We start from the raw sequence: 2,470 nt of genomic DNA, 5'->3' as shown, positions 1-2,470 counted from the left end.
TCGCCGCAGCAGCGGTCGTTCAGCGGGACCTCGGTGCCCATGAGGGTGCTCGCGGTCTTCTGCGCGTCGTGGGTCTTCATGGGGGTGTGGCAGGGGTCGTGGTACATGTACTGTACGCCGTCCACGCCCTCGAGCTTGTAGCCCTTCTCCAGCAGGTACTCGTGGATGTCGAGCAGCCGGCAGCCCGGGAAGATCTGCTCGAATTCGTATTTCAGCAGCTGGTCCATGCACGTGCCGCAGGAGACGATCACCGTCTTGATGTCCATGTAGTTCAGCGTGTTCGCCACCCGGTGGAAGAGCACGCGGTTCTCGGTGGTGATCTCCTGGCCCTTCTCCAGGTCGCCGTTGGAGGTCTGCGGGTAGCCGCAGCACAGGTACCCGGGCGGGAGCACGGTCTGGGCACCGGCGTCGTAGAGCATGGCCATGGTGGCGAGGCCGATCTGGCTGAACAGCCGCTCCGAGCCGCAGCCGGGGAAGTAGAACACCGCGTCCGAGTCCTCGGTGACCTTTTCCGGATTGCGGATGATGGGCACGGTCTTGTCGTCCTCGAGCCCGAGCATGGCGCGGGTGGTGCGCGAGGGCAGCTTGCCCGGCATGGGCTTCTTGACGAAGTGCACCACCTGGGCCGGGACGTTGGAGAGGTCGCGGGTGTGCTTGGGGCGCTTCTTCGGCTCGGCGTCCGGGCGCTTGCCGCCGCTGCCGGCGAGGCCGACCTTCTTGGCGACGTGGAAGCCGAGCCGCTGCGCGCCGTAGCCCCACTCGATCATACCCTTGCGCATGATGTTGATGGTGCGCGCGTCCTTGACGTTGAGGAACGCCATCGACGCGCTGGTCTGCGGGCTGGAGCGGCGCTGGCCCTTGTGCTTGAGGATGCTGCGCATCTTCACGGTGACGTCGCCGAAGTCGATGTTCACCGGGCAGGGGGTGACGCAGCGGTGGCAGACCGTGCAGTGGTCGGCCACGTCGTTCATCTCCTCCCAGTGGTGCAGCGAGATCCCGCGGCGGGTCTGCTCCTCGTAGAGCACCGCCTCGATCATCAGCCCGGTGGCGAGGATCTTGTTGCGCGGGTTGTAGAGCAGGTTGGCCCGCGGGATGTGGGTGGTGCACACGGGCTTGCACTTGCCGCAGCGCAGGCAGTCCTTGATGTCGTCGTTGAGCTCGCCGAGCTCACTGGCCTCCAGGATCAGCGCCTCCTGCTGGAGCAGTCGCAGCGAGGGGGTGTAGGCATCCGACAGGCCGGAGCCCTGGAGGAGCTTGCCGCGGTTGAACCAGCCCTCGGGGTCGACCTCGTGCTTGTAGCTCGCGAAGCGCTCGGAGACGGCCGGGTCGAGGTACTGCATCTTGGTGATGCCGATGCCGTGCTCGCCGGAGATCACGCCGTTCAGCCGCCCGGCGAGCGCCATGACCTGGTCCACGATGTGGTCGGCCTCGCGCATCATCCGGTAGTCGTTGGAGTTCACCGGGATGTTGGTGTGCACGTTGCCGTCGCCGGCGTGCATGTGCAGGGCGACGAACAGCCGGCTGGAGAGCACGTCCTGGTGGATGGCGTCGATCTTCCTGCGCACGGGCTCGAGGTCGCGGCCGTCGAAGATCTCCTTGAGCCGGTCCTCGACCTCGCGGCGGTAGGAGATGCGCAGGCTGCGCCGCAGCAGCAGGTTGGCGATGGTGTCGCCCTCGCGCCGGTCCGCCCGGGCGGTGTCGTCGAGGAGCGCGTCCAGCGCCACCGGGTCACCGTCCATGTTGTCGAGGATGGCCTTCCAGCGGTCGCCGACGTCGGCGAGGTGCGCCACGGCGGAGGCGCACTTCTGCCCCAGGATCGAGCCGCCCTCCTCCGAGGCCTCGTAGTGCTCGCGGTCGAGGTAGTCCGGGCGCTGCTTGAGCTCCGGCAGGCTGCCGCCGAGATGGCTGCGCAGCTCGGCGAGCAGGCGCAGCTTGTTCTCGATGGACTGGACGATGTTGATCCGCTCGATGCCCTCGCTGTACTCGGCGAGGCGGTCCAGCGGGATGACGACGTCCTCGTTGATCTTGAACGCGTTGGTGTGGGCGGCGATGGCGGCGGTGCGGGAGCGGTCCGCCCAGAAGGTCTTGCGCGCCTCGGCGGAGACGGCGATGAAGCCGTCCGCGTTGCGGGCATTGGCCTTGCGCACCATGCGCGAGGCGGCCTCGGCGCAGGCGTTCTCGTCCTCGGAGGCGAGGTCGGCGACCAGCACCATCTTGGGCTTCTCGCCGCGGGCGCCCTTGGGCGCGTAGCCCACGGCACGGACGTAGCGCTCGTCCAGGTGCTCCAGGCCGGCGAGCTTGACGGACTCATCCGCCTGCAGGTCGTCGACGATCTCCACGATCGCCGGCACCGCCTCGTGGAGGTCCGTGCCGTAGAACTCCAGGCAGACGGTGCGCATGTGCTCGGGCATGACGTGGAGCACGAAGGTCGCGGAGGTGATCAGCCCGTCGCAGCCCTCCTTCTGCACTC

At 67.7% G+C, this 2,470-nt stretch carries 1 protein-coding gene; it reads right to left on the bottom strand.

Annotation, left to right across the window (positions count from 1 at the left end):
* The coding region (locus tag G7A99_RS16315) for an FAD-binding and (Fe-S)-binding domain-containing protein (RefSeq protein ID WP_240466308.1) at positions 1 to 2,470 on the bottom strand (2,470 nt) is incomplete at both ends.

The organism is Arhodomonas sp. KWT, assembly GCF_010993615.1.
This window is presented reverse-complemented; position numbering and strand designations above follow the sequence as displayed.